Source organism: Microbispora sp. ZYX-F-249 (assembly GCF_039649665.1).
Classification (GTDB): Bacteria; Actinomycetota; Actinomycetes; order Streptosporangiales; family Streptosporangiaceae; genus Microbispora; species Microbispora maris.
Window position 1 is genome coordinate 1 of record NZ_JBDJAW010000064.1, and the last position, 20,837, is coordinate 20,837.

Annotated in this window: 17 protein-coding genes; 5 read left to right on the forward strand and 12 right to left on the reverse strand. The window is 71.8% G+C overall.

The genetic code is table 11. From position 1 onward, the window contains the following. Positions 1–65 precede the first annotated feature (65 nt). The 4 genes from AAH991_RS37685 to rnhB all read left to right on the forward strand — a co-directional run bounded on the left by AAH991_RS37685 (position 66) and on the right by rnhB (position 4,194). Positions 66–1,484 carry a cellulose binding domain-containing protein gene (locus AAH991_RS37685; RefSeq protein ID WP_346230741.1) on the forward strand — a complete coding sequence of 473 codons (1,419 nt, stop codon included), beginning with the start codon at positions 66–68 and terminating at the stop codon, positions 1,482–1,484. A 65-nt stretch (positions 1,485–1,549) separates the two neighbouring features. Then, positions 1,550–3,163, forward strand: coding sequence for a cellulose binding domain-containing protein (locus tag AAH991_RS37690; RefSeq protein WP_346230742.1), 1,614 nt, complete (start codon positions 1,550–1,552; stop codon positions 3,161–3,163). 93 nt (positions 3,164–3,256) lie between these two features. Further along, entirely contained in the window at positions 3,257–3,394 is a 138-nt protein-coding gene (locus AAH991_RS37695) for a hypothetical protein (protein ID WP_346230743.1), read from the forward strand. 41 nt (positions 3,395–3,435) lie between these two features. Continuing rightward, the gene (gene rnhB / locus AAH991_RS37700; RefSeq protein ID WP_346230744.1) at positions 3,436–4,194 is read left to right on the forward strand and encodes a ribonuclease HII; all 759 of its coding nucleotides are present in this window, start codon (positions 3,436–3,438) and stop codon (positions 4,192–4,194) included. Between the two features lie 176 nt (positions 4,195–4,370). On the opposite strand, the gene panD is transcribed toward rnhB, so the two are convergent. From panD to AAH991_RS37755, 11 genes are all read right to left on the reverse strand, one after another. Beyond that, positions 4,371–4,796, reverse strand: coding sequence for an aspartate 1-decarboxylase (panD, locus tag AAH991_RS37705; RefSeq protein ID WP_346230745.1), 426 nt, complete (start codon positions 4,794–4,796; stop codon positions 4,371–4,373). Positions 4,797–4,883: 87 nt separating this feature from the next. Then, entirely contained in the window at positions 4,884–5,483 is a 600-nt protein-coding gene (locus AAH991_RS37710) for a sarcosine oxidase subunit gamma (RefSeq protein ID WP_346230746.1), read from the reverse strand. Continuing rightward, complete coding sequence (locus AAH991_RS37715; protein WP_346230747.1) at positions 5,476–8,343, reverse strand: 2Fe-2S iron-sulfur cluster-binding protein; 2,868 nt, start codon at positions 8,341–8,343, stop codon at positions 5,476–5,478. The genes AAH991_RS37710 and AAH991_RS37715 overlap by 8 nt, the downstream gene beginning before the upstream one ends. Beyond that, positions 8,340–8,618 carry a sarcosine oxidase subunit delta gene (locus AAH991_RS37720; protein WP_182909220.1) on the reverse strand — a complete coding sequence of 93 codons (279 nt, stop codon included), beginning with the start codon at positions 8,616–8,618 and terminating at the stop codon, positions 8,340–8,342. The genes AAH991_RS37715 and AAH991_RS37720 overlap by 4 nt, the downstream gene beginning before the upstream one ends. A gap of 13 nt (positions 8,619–8,631) precedes the next feature. After that, positions 8,632–9,879 carry a sarcosine oxidase subunit beta family protein gene (locus AAH991_RS37725; protein WP_346230748.1) on the reverse strand — a complete coding sequence of 416 codons (1,248 nt, stop codon included), beginning with the start codon at positions 9,877–9,879 and terminating at the stop codon, positions 8,632–8,634. Continuing rightward, complete coding sequence (gene glyA / locus AAH991_RS37730; RefSeq protein WP_346230761.1) at positions 9,876–11,141, reverse strand: serine hydroxymethyltransferase; 1,266 nt, start codon at positions 11,139–11,141, stop codon at positions 9,876–9,878. Before glyA ends, AAH991_RS37725 begins: the two co-directional genes overlap by 4 nt. A 26-nt stretch (positions 11,142–11,167) precedes the next feature. Beyond that, a complete protein-coding gene (locus AAH991_RS37735) occupies positions 11,168–13,606 on the reverse strand; it encodes a GcvT family protein (protein WP_346230749.1) in 2,439 nt (812 codons plus the stop codon). Between the two features lie 242 nt (positions 13,607–13,848). Next, positions 13,849–14,823: an ABC transporter substrate-binding protein gene (locus tag AAH991_RS37740; RefSeq protein ID WP_346230750.1), complete on the reverse strand. Its 975-nt coding sequence runs from the start codon at positions 14,821–14,823 to the stop codon at positions 13,849–13,851. 29 nt (positions 14,824–14,852) lie between these two features. After that, positions 14,853–16,817 carry an ABC transporter permease gene (locus AAH991_RS37745; protein ID WP_346230751.1) on the reverse strand — a complete coding sequence of 655 codons (1,965 nt, stop codon included), beginning with the start codon at positions 16,815–16,817 and terminating at the stop codon, positions 14,853–14,855. A 14-nt stretch (positions 16,818–16,831) separates the two neighbouring features. Next, the gene (locus AAH991_RS37750; protein ID WP_346230752.1) at positions 16,832–17,917 is read right to left on the reverse strand and encodes a quaternary amine ABC transporter ATP-binding protein; all 1,086 of its coding nucleotides are present in this window, start codon (positions 17,915–17,917) and stop codon (positions 16,832–16,834) included. 197 nt (positions 17,918–18,114) lie between these two features. Next, complete coding sequence (locus AAH991_RS37755; protein ID WP_346230753.1) at positions 18,115–18,897, reverse strand: IclR family transcriptional regulator; 783 nt, start codon at positions 18,895–18,897, stop codon at positions 18,115–18,117. Between the two features lie 109 nt (positions 18,898–19,006). On the opposite strand from AAH991_RS37755, the gene purU reads away from it, so the two are divergent. Beyond that, complete coding sequence (purU, locus tag AAH991_RS37760) at positions 19,007–19,873, forward strand: formyltetrahydrofolate deformylase (RefSeq protein ID WP_346230754.1); 867 nt, start codon at positions 19,007–19,009, stop codon at positions 19,871–19,873. Positions 19,874–19,893: 20 nt separating this feature from the next. Here purU and AAH991_RS37765 read toward each other — a convergent pair whose 3' ends face one another. Beyond that, complete coding sequence (locus AAH991_RS37765; RefSeq protein WP_346230755.1) at positions 19,894–20,829, reverse strand: helix-turn-helix transcriptional regulator; 936 nt, start codon at positions 20,827–20,829, stop codon at positions 19,894–19,896. Positions 20,830–20,837 lie beyond the last annotated feature (8 nt).

Here is a 20,837-nt window from a genome sequence, read left to right on the forward strand (position 1 = left end):
TGTCCGCTCACGGCCCGGCGCGTTCCCCGATGCGCCGGGCCGCCCCAATCGGAAAGGTGAACCACATGCCCGTCAAGGGTCTCCGTCCGGTCGCAGCGATCCTGGGCGCCGGCCTCGCGCTCGCCGCCTCCGCCGCGCCCGCCGTGGGAGCCGCGGACACCACCCCGCCCAGCGCTCCGGGAACGCTGTTCCACTGCCCGCTGCCCGCCGCGCCCGGATCGGGCCTCGGCATCGGCGTGTCGCTGTGCTGGGGCGCCGCGACCGACGACGTCGGAGTGACCGGCTACGACGTTCAGATCAAGCAGGACGGCGTCTTCACCACCGCGCGCACCACGACCGGCATCGGATCCATCATCAGCGACCTCACCCTGGGGCAGTCGTACACGTTCCGGGTCGTCGCCAGGGACGCGGCGGGGAACGCCGGCCCGGCGTCCAACCAGGTGACGGCGACTGCGAACTATCTCAGCGGCATGCCGCCGTCCAGCCCCCCGCCCAGCCCGTCCCCGCTCGACCGGACCCCGCCGACCCGTCCGGAGGGACTGGGGCCGTACAGCGTCTTCGTGAACGGCGCCGCGGGCCTGACCTGGACGAAGTCCAGCGACGACGTCGCGGTCTCCGGCTACGACGTGTACGCGTGGATCGACGGCGCCTTCAGCCGGGTACCGGCCCGGGTCTCCGCGCAGGCCGACGACAAGGTCCTCGCGATCGTGGGCGACCTCACTCCGGGGCGCGACTACCTGTTCTACGTCGTGGCGAAGGACGCCGCGGGCAACCTCAGCGCGCCGTCCGACCTGGTCCGCCAGCGGGCCATGGTCGAACCGCCCGTCGCCAGCCCCAGCCCCGGGACCGGCACCACCGACACCACTCCGCCCGGCACACCGACCGGTCTGAGCGCCGGCGGCGGCCTGCCCGTACCCGGCGGGATCTTCCTGTCCTGGAACACCGTCTCCGACGACAGCGGCGTCCCACCCCGCTACGACCTGTTCCGGCGGACCGACCACGGCTACGCCTACGAGGGCGAGAACGCCACCCCCCGCGACATCGTCACCGGCCTCGAAGGCGGTAAGTCGTACACCTTCCAGGTCGTCGCCCGCGACGCGGCCGGGAACCTGAGCAACCCCTCGGCGCCGTACACCGCCGTCGCCCAGCCCGAGGAGGAGGAGCCCGCGCTCTCCTGCGACGTCTCCTACACCGCCCATACCTGGCCCGGCGGCTTCCTCGCCAACGTGCAGATCACCAACACCGGCACGACCGCCGTCGACGGGTGGAAGCTGGCCTTCTCCTTCCCGCTCACCACTCAGCGACTCGACTACGGCTTCTCGGCCGTGTGGAAGCAGACAGGCAGCGAGGTCACCGCCGAGAACGCCGCGTGGAACAAGACCATCAAGCCCGGTCAGTCGCTGTACATCGGCTTCAACGGCATCCAGACGGCCGGCAACCCCACCCCTGCCGCCTTCACCCTCAACGGCACCACCTGCTCGTGATCCCCCACCCCGCGGCCCGGCGCACCCCGCACGCGCCGGGCCTCCCCGACAGGAAGGTGAATCACATGCACGTCCTGGGTCTCCGCACGGCCGCCGCCCTGCTGGGCGCCGGCCTCGCGCTCGCCGCGGCTGCCGTACCGGCCTCCGCCGCCACGGCGGACACCACGCCGCCGACGGCCCCACCGTGGATCTCCGTCTGCCCGCCCCCGGTGCCCACGCCCCTGTCCACCCCCACCTTCCCCACCCCCAAGGCCAGCCCGAGCTCGCTGCTTCCCAGCCCCAAGACCACCCCCACCTTCCCCACCCCCAAAGCCAGCCCGAGCTCGCTGCTTCCCAGCCCCAAGACCACCCCCACCTTCCCCACTCCCAAAGCCACTCCCAAGGCCACTCCGACGACCACTCTCACGGCCGATCCCGAGTTGCCCAAGGCCTCCGTGCCGCTGTGCTGGGGCCGCTCCAATGACGACGTGGGCGTCACGGGCTACGACGTCCAGATGAAGCAGGACGGCGCGTTCGTCACGATCCAGAGCACCACCTTCACCGGCGTCTCGGTCTCGCCCCTCGTCCCGGGGCAGAGCTACACGTTCCGGGTCATCGCCAAGGACGCGGCCGGCAACGCGAGCCCGCCGTCGGCCGAGTACACCGCGGTCGCGCGGGTCTACACCGGAACGCAATCGCCCAGCCCTTCGCCGACGCCGCCGTCACCCGACCGGACCGCGCCCACCCGTCCCGAGGGGGTGGAGCCGTCCAACGTCTACATCAACGGCGCCGCCGGTCTGACCTGGACGAAGTCCACCGACGACGTCGCGGTCTCCGGCTACGACGTGTACGCGTGGATCGACGGCGCCTTCACCCGCGTGGACGCCCGCTTCTCCCCGTCGGGTGACAAGGTCATCGGGGTGGTCGAAGGTCTCACCCCCGGGCGCGACTACCTGTTCTACGTCGTGGCCAAGGACGCCGCGGGCAACCTCAGCGCACCCTCCGACCTGGTCAGGCAGCGGGCCATGGTCGAACCGCCCGTCGCCAGCCCCAGCCCCGGGACCGACACCACCGACACCACTCCTCCCGGCACGCCGACCGGCCTGACCATCGTGGGCGGCATCTCCGTGCCCGACGGGATCGCGTTGGCGTGGAACACGGTCAGCGACAACAGCGGCGTCCCACCCCGCTACGACCTGTTCCGGCGGACCGACCACGGCTACGCGTACGAGGGCGAGAACGCCACCCCCCGCGACATCGTCACCGGCCTCGAAGGCGGTCACTCGTACACCTTCCAGGTCGTCGCCCGCGACGCGGCCGGGAACCTGAGCAACCCCTCGGCCCCCTACGCGGCCGTCGCGCAGGCCTTGCCCCCGACCGCCTACTGCGACGTCTCCTACGTCACGCAGACCTGGCCCGGCGGCTTCAACGCCAGCGTGAAACTGACCAACACCGGCACCACCGACATCGACGGATGGACGCTGGCCTTCTCCTTCCCGCTCACCACCCAGCAGGTCGCCTCCGGCTTCAACGCCAAGTGGACGCAGACCGGCAGGGACGTCACCGCCGAAAACCTCCTGTGGAACAAGACCATCAAGCCCGGCCAGTCGTTCTATCTCGGCTTCAACGGCAGGCAGACGGCCGGCAACCCCTCCCCCTCGGCCTTCACCCTCAACGGCCGAACCTGCACGACGTCCTGACCGTCACCTGCGGCCCGGCCGTCCCCTCCGGGGGACGCGCCGGGCCGCCGGTGGCCGGCGACATCGCCCTCCCCGCACCGTCATCCACAGGACATGGCGGCGGCGCACGCGGTGGCCGTGGCCCGGTATCTCGCCTCCCCCGTCCTCGCCGCCGACCTCGAACGGTGGGAGCCGGTGCGCGCGCACCTGCCATGGCGGGTCGACATCTTCGAGATCGGCGATTCGCACTGAACCGCCGGGATCAGCGTGCGCACCCCTGGGATGATGGCGGGATGACCGACGCCTTGCCCGGGCTTGATCCCGCCGAGTCCGCGCCCGCCGCTCCGCCTCGGCGGGCGGCCGGATACGAGATCGAGGACGAGCTGCGTGCCGCGGGGGCGATCCACATCGCGGGCGTGGACGAGGTCGGCCGCGGCGCATGGGCGGGCCCGGTGGTGGTCTGCGCCGCCGTCACCGCCTTCGGCCCGCCGCCCGAGCTACCGGGGCGCGGGGAGCGCACGGTCCGGCTCACCGACTCCAAGTTGCTCGGCCCGGCTCAGCGTGAGGCGTTCGCCGCGATCCTGCCCGGCTGGCTCACCTGTCACGCGTACGGCGAGTCGGGCCCGGAGGAGATCGACGAGGCCGGCATGACCGAGGCGCTGCGCCGGGCCGCATGCCGGGCGCTGGAGGCCCTGCCGCTGCGGCCCGACGTGGTGCTACTCGACGGCGCGCACGACTTCCTCGGCCGGCCGTGGCGGGTCCGATGCGAGATCAAGGCCGACCAGCGCTCGGTGTCGGTGGCCGCCGCCTCGGTGCTGGCCAAGGTCCACCGCGACCGGCTGATGGCGGAGATCGGCGAGGAGCATCCGGCGTACGGCTTCGCCGCCAACGCGGGCTATCCGTCCCCGGTCCACCAGCGGGCGCTGGGGGAGACGGGCCCGACTCCCCACCACCGCCTGTCGTGGTCCTACCTCGACGACCTCCCCCAGTGGCGGCACCTGCGCAAGCACCGCGACCCCCTCGCGGGCTCCGGCCAGATGACCCTCCTCTGAGCCCCCGCGCTGCCCGCGGGTCACACCTCATTTCGCTGGCAGCCGGCCGTGCCGCCCGAGCGACTCCACCGTGCGCGCCAGCGCCGCCGTGCCCCGGTGCGGGTGGCGCGGCGGCGAGATTCCTCAGCGGGCCGACGGCGTGGACGAAGTGGCGGAACGTCGGCGGGCGGGTCGGGTCAAGGAAGGGCGGGCGGGGCGAGGTCGCCGGGGGTCAGGCCCATGCCGTCGGGGACGGCGGCGGGGTCGTCGCCCACGTGGATCGGCCTGTTGTCCCGGTCGACGAAGACGACGCGCGGCTTCAGCGCCTTGACCTCCTCCTCGGCGACCAGCGCGTACGCGATGATGATCACGAGGTCGCCGACCGAGATGAGGCGGGCGGCGGCGCCGTTGATGCCGATGACGCCGGAGCCCGCCGGGCCCTCGATGACGTAGGTGGACAGGCGGTTGCCGTTGTCGATGTCGACGATGTCGACCTTCTCACCCTCGACGAGGTCGGCCTCGGCCATCAGGTCCGCGTCGATCGTCACCGAGCCGACATAGTGGAGATCGGCCTGCGTGACGGTGGCGCGGTGGATCTTCGACTTCATCAGCGTGCGGAACATGATCTCCCACCGGGGTGCGGACGGCCCTCCTTACGAGCGCCCTCGATGGTATGTCACGTGCCTCACCGGCAGGACCACCGCCCGTCGTCAGGCCGTGGCGGCCTCCCCCGCCGGGGGCGTGACGTACTCGGCGGACGCGTCGAGCAGCCACTCCGCGACGTACGCGGCGAAGGACGAGCGGACCAGCACCCGGAAGCCGTCCTCACCCGCGACCAGGACGACGCCCGCCCTGGCCAGCGTGGTCTGGGCGCACCGGCCCGGGCCGAACACCCGGGGATGCAGGTCCAGGGCGCAGCCGTGGGCCAGCACGTCCCGCGCCCGCTCGCCGGCGACCACCAGGGTGGTGCGCTGCGCCGACACGTCGACGACCGACACGTGCTCGCCGGCCGCCGCCTCGGTGAGCCGCTCCACCAGCCCAGGGGCGGCGCCGTCCGGGCCCAGCAGCAGCCACTCGTCCGGCCCCAGCCACAGCACGGTCAGGTCGCCGCCGTGCACGGCCGTGCCCGGCTCCAGCGGCAGCGGCACGCCGATCGCCGTCCCGATCCGCTCGGCCGCCGGGCTCTTGGGCTCCACCCGGAGGTCGATCTGGGTCAGGAAGGGAATCTCGGCCAGGCGCAGGCCGCCGCCCGCGCTCGCCGCCTCGAACCTCGCCGCGAACGCCGCGGCCGGACTCCTGCGTTCAGCCATCGCGGCGCGCTCCTTCCGGGTCGTACAGGACGTGGGAGGTCACGGTGACGGGCACCAAATCCGCGCCGACCGGCGCGTACAGCCGTTCGCCGGTCCGCTCGCGCCCGCCGCTCACCAGCGCGAGCGCGAACGTACGGCCGAGCGCGGCGCTGCGGTAGCTGGAGGTGACGAAGCCGAGCGTCGGCACCGGAGGCTCGGGCAGCGACGACGTCTCCACGAGGTGGGCGCCCTCGGGCAGCAGCACGGCGGGGTCCTCGGGCAGCAGGCCGACCAGGTGCTTGCGGTCGGGTCTGGAGGTGTCGGCCCGGGCGAAGGACCGCTTCCCGATGAAGTCGGCCTTCTTCTTCGAGACGACCCACGCCATGCCGAGGTCCTGCGGGGTGACCGTGCCGTCGGTGTCCTGCCCGACGATGGGGAACCCCTTCTCGGCGCGCAGGACGTGCATGGTCTCGGTCCCGTACGGCGTGACCTCGCCGGACGCCATGACCGCCTCCCACAGGGCGAGCCCGGACCAGGAGGACACGTTGATCTCGTAGGCCAGCTCGCCGGAGAAGCTGATCCGGCAGACCCGCGCGTCGATCCCGGCGACCTCGGCGTCGCGCCACGTCATGAACGGGAAGCTGTCGTTGTCCACCGCGAGACCCGGGGCGAGCCGCGCCAGCACCTCGCGGGAGCGCGGCCCGACGAGCGCCACGGTCGCCCACTGCTCGGTGACCGAGGTGCAGTGCACCCGCAGGTCCGGCCACTCGGTCTGCAGCCACTCCTCCATCCAGTCGAGCACCGCCGCCGCGTTGCCGGTGGTCGTGGTGACGAGGAAGCGGTCGTCCGCCAGGCGGATGACGGTGCCGTCGTCGAAGACCATGCCGTCGGCGCGGCACATCACGCCGTAGCGGATGGACCCGGCCTTGAGCGTGCTCATCATGTTCGTGTAGAGCCGGTCGAGGAACACGGCCGCGTCGGGACCGACCACGTCGATCTTCCCGAGCGTGGAGGCGTCCATCGCCGCCACGTCCTCGCGCGCCGCCCGGCACTCGCGCAGTACGGCGGCCTCCATGTCCTCACCCGGCCGGGGGTAGTACCAGGGCCGCTTCCACTGGCCGACGTTCTCGAACAGCGCCCCGCGCGCCACGTGCCACTCGTGCAGCGCGGTGACGCGGACCGGGTCGTGCAGCGGCCCCCGGTCCCGGCCCGCCAGCGCGGCGAACGACACCGGCGTGTACGGCGCGCGGAACGTCGTGGTCCCGAGCTCGGCGACGTCGACGCCGAGGGCGTGCGCCAGCACGCCGCTGGTCAGCAGCCCGGACGTCTTGCCCTGGTCGTGCGCCGTGCCCGCCGTGGTGTAGCGCTTGACGTGCTCGACCGAGCCGAGGCCCGCGCCGACCGCGCGCAGCACCTCCGCCACCGTGACGTCCCGCTGCAGGTCCACGAAGTGCGCACTGTAATCAGCGTCGTCTCCTGCGGCCTCGACGAGCCACAGGTGCTCGGCGGGCGCGGCGGCAGGCTCCTCCTCGGCGAACGGCACAGCGGTCTCGACCGGCATGGCGAAGCCGGCGGCGGCCAGCGCGCGGCGGCCCGCCTCGGCGCCGTCCTCCAGGCAGCCGCGCAACGTCGTCACGCCCCGGGCGAAGCCGGCGGCCTCGACCGCCTGACGCGACTCGCCGGGCGTGAACGCGCCCAGCCCTTCGTCGTAGCGCAGCGTGCCGCCCGACTGGCTGAACAGGTGCACCACCGGCGTCCAGCCGCCGGACACGAGCAGCAGGTCGGCGGGGATCTCCCGGGCGTCGCCGCCGTCTCGTGGGGCGACCTCGACCGCGGACACCTCGTCCTCGCCCTTGGCGGCGGTGACCACGTGGCCGGTCAGGACCTCGATCCCGCGCTCGGCGCAGCGCGCCGCCCACGCCTCGCCGGGGGCCTGCCGTACGTCGGCGATCGCGGCGATCTCCACCCCGGCGCCGGCGAGGTCGAGCGCCGCGGCGTACGCGCTGTCGTTGGTGGTGAACACCACCGCCCGGCGCCCGGGCAGGACCCGATGCCGGTTCGCGTACGTGCGGGCCGCGCCGGCCAGCATCACACCGGGCAGGTCGTTCCCGGCGAAGGCCACGAACCGCTCGTGGCCCCCGGTCGCCAGCACCACCCGCTCGGCCCGGATGCGCCAGACGCGCTCGCGCGCCATCTCGGCGGGAGCCGCGGCGCCCAGGTGGTTCGTCCGGCGCTCCACCGCGACGAGGTAGTTGTCGTCGTAGTGACCCAGCACCGTGGTGCGGCGCAGCACGCGCACCTCCGGCAGGGCGGCCAGCGCGGCGACCTCCCCTGCCGCCCACTCGCGGCCCGGCCTGCCGTCCAGCGTCTCCGTCGTACCGAGCAGGCTGCCGCCCGGCTCGGGCCGCTCGTCGGCCAGGATCACCCGGGCGCCGGCCCGCGCGGCCACGCCCGCGGCGGCGATGCCCGCCGGTCCGGCCCCCACGACGAGCACGTCGCAGTGGGCGTGCACGGCGTCGTAGCGCGCCGGATCGGGACGGTCGGCCAGCCTGCCCTGTCCCGGCAGGCCCGTGGCGACCAGGCCGTCGTACAGCTCGACGGTCGTCGCCTGGAGCATGGGCTCGGGGAAGGGCTCCTCGATCTGGACGAGGGCGTTCGGCTCCTCGCAGCCCGCGGCGTAGACGCCGCGCGGGCGGCCGAGCTTGATGCTGCTCGCCACCGCGCGCACGCCGTTGGCCAGCAGCGCCGAGGCCAGCGTGTCGCCCTCCAGGCCCTCGTACTGCCTGCCGTCGAACCGGAAGCGCAGCGTCCTGCCCGCCGCCCCCTCGCGACGGAACGGTTGTGCGGCGGCCCCGCCGGTTCGCTCGCTACGCTCGCTCATGCGATCACCGGCCGCGGCTCGCCCACGCGGTAGACGGCGTGGATCTCGTTGGTGGCGGTGTCCCGTACGGCGTTGAACCAGCGGCGGCACCCTGCGGTGTGGCTCCACCGCTCCGCGAACAGGCCCTTGGGGTTGTCGCGGAAGAACAGGTAGCGGGCCCACTCCTCGTCGGACAGGGCGGCCGGGTCCTCCGGATAGGCGACGTGGGCCTGCCCCCCGTAGTGGAACTCGGCCTCGTCCCGCGGCCCGCACCACGGGCAGGGAATCAGCAGCATTCTGTCTCCGAAATCAGTGCGCGACGGCGGCGGCGCCGTGCTCGTCGACGAGCTTTCCTGTGGTGAACCGCTCGAGCGAGAAGGGGGCGTTGAGCGGGTGCGGCTCGCCGGTGGCGACCGTGTGGGCGTAGCACCAGCCGACGCCCGGGGTGGCCTTGAACCCGCCGGTGCCCCAGCCGCAGTTGACGTACAGGTCCTCGACGGGGGTGAGCCCGACGATCGGTGAGGCGTCGGGGGTCACGTCCACGACGCCGCCCCAGGTCCGCAGCACGTGCGCCCGGGCGAAGACCGGGAACAGCTCCAGCGCGGCCGACATCTGCCGCTCGATGATGTGGAACGCGCCGCGCTGGCGGTAGGAGTTGGCCGCGTCGATGCCCGCCCCCATGACCAGCTCGCCCTTGTGCGCCTGGCTCACGTAGACGTGGACCGCGTTCGACATGACGACGGTGGGGTGCACCGGCTCCAGCAGTTCCGACACCAGCGCCTGCAGCGGGTGGCTCTGCAGCGGCAGCGACACCCCCGCGTATCCGGCGACGACCGAGGAGTGCCCGGCGGCGGCGAGCGCGACCTTCCCTGCCGCGATCGGGCCGCGGGTGGTCCGGACGCCGGTCACCCGGCCGTCGCGCACGTCGAGGCCGGTCACCTCGCAGTGCTCGATCATGTCGACCCCGAGGTCGGCCGCCGCCTTCGCGAAGCCCCACGCCACGTAGTCGTGCTTGGCGATGCCGGCCCGCGGCTGGTAGGTGCCGCCGAGCACGGGGTAGCGCACGTCCGGGGAGATGTCCACGATCGGGCAGACCTCCTTGACCTGCTCCGGCGTCAGCCACTCGGCGTCCACGCCGTTGAGCCGGTTGGCGTTGACCCGGCGCACGCTGTCGCGCACGTCCTGCAGGCTGTGCGCGAGGTTGAGCACGCCGCGCTGGCTGAACAGCAGCGGGTAGCCGAGGTCCTCCTCCAGCCCCTCCCACAGCTTCAGCGCGTGCTCGTAGATGCCCGCGCTCTCGTCCCACAGGTAGTTGGAGCGGATGATGGTGGTGTTGCGGGCCATGTTGCCGCCCGCGAGCCAGCCGCGCTCCAGCACCGCGACGTTCGTGATGCCGTGGTTCTTGGCCAGGTAGTACGCCGTGGCCAGGCCGTGGCCGCCACCGCCGACGATCACCACGTCGTACGCGCGCTTGGGCTCGGCCGAGCGCCACAGCCGGTCGGGGTGGTCGGGCAGGTCCGCGCCCGGCGTCCTGCGCCCTTGAGGTTCGGGGCTCATCGGGCCTCCCCGTTCAGGCCGGAGTAGAGCGGGTGCTTGGCGGCGAGGGCCTCGACCCGGGCGCGCAGCGCGGCCAGGTCGGCTTCGGGCCGGAGCACCCTTGCGATCACGTCGGAGACCTCCTCGAACTCGGGGCGGGCGAAGCCCCGGGTGGCGAGCGCCGGGGTGCCGATCCGCAGTCCCGAGGTGACCATCGGGGGCCGGGGGTCGAACGGCACCGCGTTGCGGTTGACCGTGATCCCGGCCGCGTGGAGCCGGTCCTCGGCCTGCCGGCCGTCCAGTTCGGATTCACGCAGGTCGACCAGCACCAGATGGACGTCCGTCCCGCCGGACAGCACGCGTACGCCGGCCTCGGCGGCGTCGGGGGCGAGCAGCCGGTCGGCGAGGACCCTGGCGCCCTCCAGCGTGCGGCGCTGCCGGTCGCGGAACCACTCCCCCGCCGCGATCTTGAACGCGACCGCCTTGGCCGCGATGACGTGCTCCAGCGGGCCGCCCTGCTGCCCCGGGAACACCGACGAGTTGATCTTCTTGGCCAGGTCCTCGGTGGACAGGACGACCCCGCCCCTGGGCCCGCCGAGCGTCTTGTGCGTGGTCGTGGTGACGACGTGCGCGTGCGGGACGGGCGACGGGTGCAGCCCCGCCGCGACCAGCCCGGCGAAGTGCGCCATGTCCACCATCAGGTACGCCCCGACCTCGTCGGCGATCCGCCGGAACGCGGCGAAGTCGAGGTGCCGGGGATAGGCCGACCAGCCCGCGATGATCAGCTTGGGCCGGTGCTCGCGGGCGAGCCGCTCGACCTCGTCCATGTCCACGAGGCTGTCGCTCTCGCGCACGTGGTAGGCCACGACGTTGTAGAGCCGGCCGGAGAAGTTGATCCGCATGCCGTGGGTGAGGTGGCCGCCGTGCGCGAGGTCGAGGCCGAGGATCGTGTCGCCCGGCTCCAGCAGCGCCGACATCGCCGCCGCGTTGGCCTGCGCCCCCGAGTGGGGCTGCACGTTGGCGGCCTCGGCGCCGAACAGCGCCTTCACCCGCTCGATCGCCAGCCGCTCGATCACGTCGACGTGCTCGCAGCCGCCGTAGTAGCGCCTGCCCGGGTAGCCCTCGGCGTACTTGTTGGTGAGCACCGAGCCCTGCGCCTGCATCACCGAGACGGGCGCGAAGTTCTCCGACGCGATCATCTCCAGGGTGGACCGCTGGCGGCGGGTCTCCTCGCCGATCGCCGCCGCCACCTCCGGGTCGGCCTCGGCGAGCGGCGCGTCCATCACCGAATCGTTCACTTCAGTCCTCACTAGCTGCGCAGCCGTTCCATGGCGGGGTCGAACAGGGGCTCCTCGGCGACCACGGCGGTCACCCGCCGGTCGAAGTAGCCGATCTCCAGAGTGCGTCCCGGGGTGGCCAGCTCGGCGGGCAGCCAGGCGTAGGCGATGCCCTTGCCGATCGTGTAGCCGAAGGCCGCGCTGGTGACGTAGCCGACGGCGCTCTCGCCGTCGTACACCGGCTCCTTGCCCATGACCACCTGGGCGGGGTCGTCGATGGTCAGGCAGGCGAGACGGCGGCGCACGTTCTCCTTGCGCCGTTCCAGTGCCTCACGACCGATGAAGTCGCCCTTGTCCGGCTTCACCGCGAACCCGAGCCCCGCCTCGTACGGGTCGTGCTCGAAGGTCATGTCGGCGCCGAAGGACCGGTAGCCCTTCTCCAGCCGCAGGCTCGCGAAGGCGCCGCGCCCGCCGGCGATGACGCCGTACCGCTGCCCCGCCTCCCAGAGCGTGTCCCACAGCTTGGCGCCCAGGTCGGCGGTGGTGTAGAGCTCCCAGCCCAGCTCGCCGATGTACGACAGCCGCAGCGCGGTGACCGGCACCGTGCCGATGTACGCCTTCTTCGCCCGGAAGTAGCGGAAGCCCTGGTTGGAGAAGTCGGCGTCGGTCAGCGGCTGGACGAGGTCGCGGGCGCGGGGCCCCCAGACGCCGAGGCAGCAGGTGCCGGCCGTGATGTCGCGGACCATCACCGAGCCGTCCGCGGGCAGGTGGCGGTGGAACCAGTCGAGGTCGAGGTTGCCGTTGGCGCCGACCTGGAACACGTCGCGGCCCAGCCGGGCGACGGTCACGTCGCTGCGGATGCCGCCGTCGGTGTCGAGCAGCAGGCAGTAGGTCACCGAGCCGACCGACTTGTCCATCTGGCCGGTCGTCAGCCGCTGCAGGAAGGCGAGGGCGCCGGGGCCCGCGACCTCCAGCCGCTTCAGCGCGGTCATGTCGTACAGCGCGACGGACTCGCGGGACGCCTGGGCCTCCGCGCCGACGATCGGCGACCAGTAGCGCGCCGCCCAGTCGTTCGGCGTGGGGATGTCGCGGCCCTCCAGCAGGCGGGCGTTCGCGCCGTACCACTGCGGCCGCTCGTAGCCGACGGCCTCCAGGAAGAAGGCGTCCAGCTCGCGCTGCCGCGTGTGGAAGGGGCTCAGGCGCAGCGGCCGCGGCTCCTCCATGGGCTGGAGCGGGTGGATGATGTCGTAGACCTCGACGAAGTTCCGGCAGTCGCGGGCCAGCACGTAGTCGGGCGCGAGCTGGTGCGGCTCGAACCGGTTGACGTCGCACTCGTGCAGGTCGAAGGACGAGCAGTGGCCGTCGACGAGCCACTCGGCCATCGCCTTGCCGACGCCCGCGGAGTGGGTCACCCAGACGGCCTCGGCGACCCAGAAGCCCTTCACGTCCGGGGACTCGCCCATCAGCGGCATGTGGTCCTGGGTGAAGGAGAACAGTCCGTTGATGCCCTCGTCGATCTTCGCGGCGCGGGTGCCGGGCAGCAGCCGCTGGGTCTCGCTCCAGGCGTCCTCGAAGTCCTCCGGCGTGAACGTCAGCACCGACGGCATGACCTCGGCCTCGTCCACCGGCAGCAGGTCCTCGGACTTGACCGGCATCGGGCGGTGCCCGTAGTAGCCGATGCCGACGCCGTCGAACCGCTGGCGGTAGTAGAGGTCGGCGTCCTGGTGCCGCAGGATCGGCAGCGTCGCCTCCTCCTCGCGTCCCGCCAGGTCGGGCACCTGGCCGGTCCAGGCGAGCTGGTGCGCGAGCGGGGTCAGCGGCAGCGGCATCCCGACCATTCCGGCGACCTTCGGCCCCCAGATGCCGGCGCAGCAGACGACGACGTCGGCGGGGATCTCGCCCCGGTCGGTCACCACGCCGGCGACCCGGCCGTCCTCGGTCCGGACGTCGAGCACCTCGTGCCGCTCCAGCACCCGTACGCCGTTGGACCGGGCACGCCTGAGCTGCGCCTCGACCGCGCGTACGGCCTTGGCCAGGCCGTCGGTGGGGATGTGCAGGCCGCCGAGCACGGCGCCGGGGTCGAGCAGGGGGAAGAGCTCGGCGCACTCGGCGGGGGTCAGCAGGCGCGACTCGACTCCCCAGGACGTGGCCCAGCCGTGCCTGCGGTGCAGTTCGGCGAGCCGTTCCGGGCTGGTCGCGACCTCCAGGCCGCCGACCTGGAGGAAGCAGGGCTCGCCGTCGAGATCGAGCGAGCAGAGCTTCTCGACGGTGTAGCGCGCCATCTCGGTCATGGTCTTCGAGCCGTTGATCTGGAAGACCAGTCCCGGCGCGTGCGAGGAGGAGCCTCCGGTCGCGGGCACCGGGCCCTGGTCGACCACCGTGACGTCCGTCCAGCCTCGGAGTGACAGTTCGTCGGCGAGCGCCGCACCGACGACGCCTGCTCCGATGATGACGACGCGCGGGCCCGTCATACCCACCTCCGATGTTGCATAATCCGCAACGTTATGCGCTTAACGCAACAAGCGTGACGCGTCCCCGTGCGGGTGTCAAGCGTCAAAAACAGGACAAAACCGTGCCCGGTGCCGATCCAGGGGGAAGATCGGCACCGGGCACGGAGTGAGGTTCGGGACCTGGCCGGAACCTCCGGTGACGGCGCCCTCTGCCGGACGGGGAGGGTTTCCGGACAGGAGCGGCCGAGCGGGAGAAGCCGGAATCAGCCCTGGGGCAGCCAGGCCTTCACCTTGTCGGGGTTGTCCTTGACCCACTTGGCGGCCGCGTCCTCGGCGGACATCTTGTCCTCGGAGATGTACTTGGCCACGAGGTTCTGGTCGTCGTTCGTCCAGGTGAAGTTCTTGACGAGCTGGTAGGCCGGGCTGCCGGAGTCGGCGAACTTCTTGCTCACGATCTTGTCGAGGTCGTAGACGGGGTAGTCGCACGCCACCTTCTCGGCGTCGGCGTCGCAGCCCTCGGTGTACTCGGGCAGGTTGACCTTGACCAGCTTGACCTCGGACATGAACCACTGCGGGTCGTAGAAGTAGCCGAGCAGCGGCGTCTTCTGCTTCTCCGCCTGACGGAAGGCCGTGATCAGGGCCGCCTCGCTGCCGGCGTAGACCACCTTGTAGTTCAGGTCGAGGTTCTTGACCAGCGCCTCGTCGTTGGTGACGAAGGACGGGTCGCCGTCGAGCATCTGGCCCTTGCCGCCCGACTCGGACGTCTTGAACAGGTCGGCGTACTTGTTGAGGTTCTTCCAGTCGGTGATGTCGGGGTACTTCTCCGCCATCCACGGCGGCACGAACCAGCCGATGACGCCCTTGTTTCCGGTGACGCCCGCCGACACGGCGGTCTTCTGCTCGTCGATGTACTTCTTCTTCAGGTCGTCGTGACCCCAGTTCTCCACGACGGCGTCCACCTCGCCGGTGCCGAAGCCCTGCCAGGCGACCTCCTCCTTGAGGTCCTTCTTGACGACCGTGCACCCCAGTTCCTTCTCCGCCACGTACGCGATCACGGCGGCGTTGGCCTCGTAGCCGACCCACGGGTTGATCGCCAGGTTGACGGTGCCGCAGCCGCCCTTGCCGTCGGATGCCGCCTGCGTCTCCCCGACCTTCGCGCCTCCGCACCCGGAGAGCAGGAGGCCTGCGCCGGCCACGAGCGCGAGCGCGCGCGGCCCATAGTTCCTTGTCACTGCCACGTTGGTCCTCCTGTGGGGGTGTTACAGGTTCATCGGGAAGCCGGAGAGCTCCCGGCCCGCGAGGCGGCGGCCCGCATGATCCGGTCGAGCATGATTCCGAGTACGACGATCGCGAGCCCCGCGGCCAGGCCCTTGCCGCGCAACTGGTGCTGGGAGAAGCCGGCGACGACGTCGTATCCCAGCGCGCCGGCGCCGACGAGGCCGCCGACGACGACCATCGACAGCACGTAGATGAGGCCCTGGCTGGCCGCGAGCGTGATCCCGGCGCGGGCCATGGGCAGCTGCACCTTGGAGATGAGCTGCCAGGTGCTCGCGCCGCCGGCCGTCGCCGCCTCCACCGCGGTGTGCGGCACCCCGCGGATGCCCTCGGCGACCAGCTTCACCGACACCGGCGCGGCGAACACGACGGCCGCGATGATGGCGGTGAACCGGGTGGCGCCGAACAGTCCGAGGATCGGCACCAGGTAGACGAACGCCGGCATGGTCTGGCCGGCGTCGAGCACCGGCCGCAGCACGCGGTCGGCCCGGTCGCTGCGCCCCATCCACACCCCGAGGATCACCCCGAGGACCATCACGAGGAGGGTCGCGACCAGCGTGGTGGCCAGCGTGACCATGCTGTCGTGCCACAACCCGAGCGCGACGAGCAGCGCGCAGCCCACCGCGGCGGTGATCGCCGCGCGCACGCCCGCGAGCAGCAGCGCGAGGGCCACCGCCACCACGGCGACCAGCCACCAGGGCGACCGGGCGAGCAACGCCTCGAACGGGTTGAGCAGGGCGTAGGTGATGACGTTCTTCAGCCCGTTCGTGTAGGTGACCAGCGTGTCCTGCGCCCACATGCTGGCGGCGTCCGCGCCGCGCCGCACGTACGAGCCGAGGTCCGCCCCGCCGGGGAACTCCGCGGCCCAGACGTAGGTGTAGGAGAGGTAGACGAGCACGACGGCCACCGCCGCGGTCAGCGCGGTCTCCACCCTGCGCAGCCGTGCACCGCCCGAACGCCCGGTGCGGTCGGCGGTCTCCACCCGGCGGCCGGCGGCCGAGGTCACCCGGTCGAGCACGATCGCCATGATCACGATGGCCAGCCCGGCGTTGAACGCGGTGCCCACGTCGAGCGTCTGCAGCGCCTTGAGCACGGTCTTGCCGAGGCCGGGCGCGTCGATCAGCGCGGCGATCGTCGCCATGGACAGGGCGGCCATGATGGTCTGGTTGATCCCGACCACGATCGTCCGCTTGGCCAGCGGCAGCCGCACCTTGCGCAGCGCCTGGCCGCCGGTGGCGCCGAGGGAGTCGGCGGCCTCCAGCGTGGCCGGCGGGGTCTGCCTGATGCCGTGGGCGGTGAGCCGGATCGCGGGCGGGACCGCGTAGATCATCGTGGCGACGGTGGCGCTGGCCGGCCCGATCAGGAAGAAGAGCGTGAGCGGGGCCAGGTAGACGAACGTCGGCATGGTCTGCATGAAGTCCAGCACCGGCGTGACGACCCGGTTGAAGCGGTCGCTGAGTCCGGCCCAGATCCCGAGCGGGATGCCGGCCGCGAGCGACAGCGCGACGGCCGTCAGGGTGAGGGCGAGCGTGTCCATGCTCTCCTCCCACAGCCCGAGCAGGCCGAACGACGCGAACCCGGCCGCCGTCAGCACGGCGACCTTGCGGTTGCCGTAGAGGTAGGCGATCGCGGTGGCGACGCCGGTCACCCCGAGCCAGCCGACGAGCGGCACGGGGCGGCCGAAGGACGGCTGACTGATCAGCGCCTGGACGAACGTCACCGCGGCGTCGAGGAAGAGCCGGATGTAGTTGACGAAGTAGAGGAACAGCGGGTTGCTGTTGCGGTTCGCGTCGATCGCGTCGGCGGCCTCGCCGAGCCGGTTGTGCAGGGGCGTCAGCTGCGCGCCGCCCAGCGGCAGGGTGTCACGGCCGTTCAGCACCACCCACAGCACGATCCAGGCGACGACGACCGCGCCCGTGACGTACGTACGTGAGAGGAACCGGCGCGTCACCGGCACGCTGAGGGCCACCATTAGCTCTGCCCGCCCGCGCCGGCGATGACTTCCAGCACCTCCGCCGGGGTGACCACGCCGAGCAGCTCGCCGTCGCGCACCACCTTGACCGGGCGCCCGGCGGACAGGACCGTGCGCGCCGCGTCACGGATGACGGTGTCCGGGCTCAGCTCCGGTCCGTCGAGGGGGTCGTCCGGGGCGGCGTCGCGCATGATCCAGCGCAGCGTGAGGACGTCGGACCGGGGGACGTCGCTGACGAAGTCCCGCACGTAGTCGTCGGCGGGGGCGCCGACCACCTCGTCCGGGGTGCCCGTCTGCACGAGTTCGCCGTCCCGCATGATGAGGATGCGGTCGCCCAGCTTGAGCGCCTCGCCGAGGTCGTGGGTGATGAAGATCATCGTCTTGCCCACCTCGTGGTGCAGGCGGATGACCTCGTTCTGCATCTCACGCCGGATCAGCGGGTCGAGCGCGGAGAACGGCTCGTCGAAGAACAGCACCTCGGGGTCCACGGCGAGGGCGCGGGCCAGGCCGACCCGCTGCTGCATGCCGCCGGACAGCTGGTCGGGGTAGGAGCCCTCGAACCCGGCGAGGCCCACCAGTTCGAGCACCTCCTGGGCCCTGGCCAGGCGGTCGGCCTTCTTCACGCCCCTGATCTCCAGGCCGAAGGCCACGTTGTCCAGGACCCGGCGGTGCGGCAGCAGGCCGAAGTGCTGGAACACCATGCCGAACCGGTGGCGGCGCAGCTCGCGCAGGCGCTTGCCGGCGTAGCCGAGCACGTCCTCGCCGTCGAGCAGGACCTCGCCCGCCGTCGGCTCGACCAGCCGGTTCAGGCACCGTACGAGCGTGGACTTGCCCGAGCCGGACAGGCCCATGACGACGAAGACCTCACCCCGGCACACCGAGAAGGAGACGTCCCGCACCGCGGCCACGCACCCGCTCGTCCGTTTCAGCTCCGCACGGTCGAGCTCCGCCAGCGGCGTGCCGACGACGCGGTCGGCGCGCTGCCCGAAGACCTTCCACAGGCCGCGTACGTCGAGGACCGTGGGCCTGTCGCCGTCCGGCACGCTCGCCGGACTCTCCTGCTCGGTCACAGAGGATACGGTCATGACACCTCACGCTCCTTGACGTCCGCCTGCGACAGCGTCGATGCAGGCGCCACCGATGTAGGGGTCTGCCACAGGCAGTGCCTTCCGGTCGCCACGACAAAGCAAGCGCGCACTAGTTGCGTATTACGCACCTGTTTGCTTATCGAGGAACAGAATCGACCCGACACTCGCGGACAGTCAAGGCTTGTGCGCCTTTTTTACACTGTCGACCCAAACCATCCCATTCGGGCGGATACCTCGTCGGCAGCCGTCATGACCTGCTCCGCTACGGCGGGGATGGCCTTTTCGGGCATCCGGAAGGTCGGGCCGGACGCGCTGAGCGAGGCGACGACGGAACCGTCCGCACCCCGGACTGGCGCGGCGACCGCGCTCAGACCGTCCTCCAGTTCGTCCACCGCCGCCGCGTACCCCCGGCGGCGCACCTCGGCCAGCTCCGCGCGCAGCAGCCCGGGATCGGTGACGGTACGCGTGGCGAGGCCGGGCAGCCCCGCCGCGACCACCTCGTCGCACAACGCGGCCGGGGCGTACGCGAGCAGCACCTTGCCGTTGGACGTCGCGTGCAGCGGGATGCGCTGGCCCACCCAGTTGTGCAGTTGCAGCGCCGACGGCCCGGCCACCTGGTCGACGTACAGCGCCTCCCGGCCGGACAGGACGGCCACGTTCACGGTCTCCCCCACCGTGCGGGCGAGCGCCGGCGTGACGACGCGGCTCTCACGCACCAGGTCGAGCCGTGCGCTGGTCGCCCCGGCGAGCCTGACCAGGCCCACGCCGAGCCGGTATCTGCCGCGGTCGCTGTCCTGCTCGACCAGATCGTGGCTCTCCAGCGTCGCCACCAGGCGGAACGCGGTGGACCTGTGCACGCCGAGGACGGCCGCCATCTCGCTGACGCCGAGTTCTCCGTCCCGGGCGAGCAACTTCAGGATGGTGAGTGCGCGGTCGACGGACTGCACCGCCGAACCGTCACCCGGCCCGTTGCTCATGACACAACTCTACGCAGATTACGCACAAGGCTCTTGACCTGTCCCGGACATCCGGTCACTCTGTTGCGTATACGTCACCATGTTGCGTATTACGCACTCAGGAGGCTCCATGTCCGCTCGCCCGGGTAGCGAGTTCGTCCTCACGTTCTCCTGCGTGGACCGGCCGGGGATCGTCTACGCGGTGAGCGGCTTCCTCGTCCAGCACGCGGGCGACATCCTGCAGAGCCAGGAGTTCAACGACCGCACGAACGGCCACTTCTTCATGCGGGTCCACTTCGGGGTGCCCGAGGGCCGCGGTGACATCGAGGAGCTGCGCCGCGGCTTCTCCTACGTCGGCGACTCCTTCCAGATGAACTGGCAGATCAAGGACGCCGTGACGCCGACGAGGACGCTCGTGCTCGTGTCGAGGTTCGGCCACTGCGTGAACGACCTGCTCTACCGGCAGCGGGTCGGCGCGCTGAACGTCGAGATCCCCGCCATCGTCTCCAACCACCGGGACCTCGAACCGCTCGCCGAGTTCTACGGCGTGCCGTTCCACCACGTGCCCGTCACTCCCGGCACCAAGCCCGAGGCCGAGCAGCGCATCCTCGACCTGGCCGAGGACCTCGGCACCGACCTGATCGTGCTCGCCCGCTACATGCAGATCCTCAGCGACGACATGTGCAAGCGGCTCGAGGGCCGCGCGATCAACATCCACCACTCGTTCCTGCCGGGGTTCAAGGGCGCCAAGCCGTACCACCAGGCCCACGAGCGCGGCGTGAAGCTCATCGGCGCCACCGCGCATTACGTCACGGCCGACCTCGACGAGGGACCGATCATCGAGCAGGACGTGGCGCGCGTGGACCACTCGCTCGACCCCGGCGAGCTCGTCACCGTGGGCCGCGACGTGGAGGCGCAGGTGCTGGCCAGGGCGGTGCGCTGGCACAGCGAGAGCCGCGTCCTCCTCAACGGCGACCGCACCGTCGTCTTCCGCTGACCGCCGCGTCTTCCGCTGACCTACGGGCGTTTTCGTCGGCCGAAGGCCGCCGGCTCACCGGCCGGCCGGCTGCGGGGTCTCGGCGTCGAGCCACGGCCGGGCTCGGCATCGGTCCCGGTCTCGGCGAGGCGCTGCCGCCCCAGCGTCGCGAGCAGCCGCAGCTTCTCGTACGCCTCCGTGCGGGGAGGAGCGGTGAGGACGAGCAGCGCCTGCGACTGGTCCTCGGTGAACAGCACCTGGCAGTCCAGCTCGATCGGGCCGAGCTCGGGATGGATGAGCGTCTTGTGGTCCTCGAAGCGCTTGGCCACCTCGTGCCGCTCCCACAGCCCGGCGAACTCGGCGCTCGCCTCCCGCAGAGCGCGTACGAGATCGCCCGCCCGCGACTTCGCGCCCATCGAGCCGTGGGCGGCACGCAGATTCGCGACCAAGGCACGGCTCTGGCGGTCGCGGTCGTCCTCGGGATAGCGCAGCCGTTCCGCCGGGTCGGTGAACCATCGGAAGATCTCGCTGCGGGCCAACCCCGAGTAGCCCGACCTGTCGCCGAACAGCGCCTCGGCCATCCGGTTCTGCACCAGCGTCTCGGCCAGGGCGGACAGGATGAGCGCCGGTGTGTCGTCGAGACGGTCCAGCACCCGCAGCAACGCGGGCGCGACATCCGTCGCGCCCGGCATCGGAGCCGGCGGGTTGTGCCCGGCGATCCGGAACAGGTAGTCGCACTCGTCGTTCGTCAGCCGCAGCGCCCGCGCGAGCGAGGCGAGCATCTGCACGCTGGGCTGCGGGCCGCGCTGCTGCTCCAGACGGGTGTAGTAGTCGGCCGACATCACGGCGAGGGCCGCCACCTCCTCACGCCGCAACCCGGGGGCCCGGCGCCGCGCACCGGCGGGAAGCCCGACGTCCTCCGGCCGCAGGGCCTCGCGGTGCCGGCGCAGGAAGTCCGCCAGTGTCGCACGATCCATGTATCCGA